This is a genomic window from Clostridium sp. DFI.1.208 (assembly GCF_024463855.1).
Classification (GTDB): domain Bacteria; phylum Bacillota_I; class Bacilli_A; order Erysipelotrichales; family Erysipelotrichaceae; genus Clostridium_AQ.
This window is the reverse complement of record NZ_JANGCA010000302.1, coordinates 1-259: the sequence shown is the minus strand read 5'-3', so window position 1 is coordinate 259 and position 259 is coordinate 1. Positions and strand designations below refer to the sequence as shown.

Sequence of the window (259 nt, the reverse complement as noted above, 5' to 3'; positions counted from 1 at the left end):
CAGATCACCATGCAGCTGCCGACGAAGATCCAGCTGACACTGGATGATCAGGTGATGAAGCAGAGCACGAACAATGAACAGGCGATCAATAAGAGCAGTATGCCGATGGAATTCGGGATCGATCGAAGAGTAGCAGAGAAGAGTACGAGGGTGCCGGCATTAAAGGGACAGATGACGAAGACGACCTACTATGATCAGATCCCTAGCGGAGACGCGTATCTGAAGTGCTCGAATGATGGGACGAATTTCACGAACATCA

Annotated in this window: 1 protein-coding gene; it reads left to right on the top strand. The window is 50.2% G+C overall.

Translation table 11 applies throughout. The annotated features are described in order from the left end of the window. On the top strand, positions 1–259 hold a 259-nt coding region (locus tag NE665_RS24455), incomplete at both ends, for a hypothetical protein (RefSeq protein WP_256302777.1).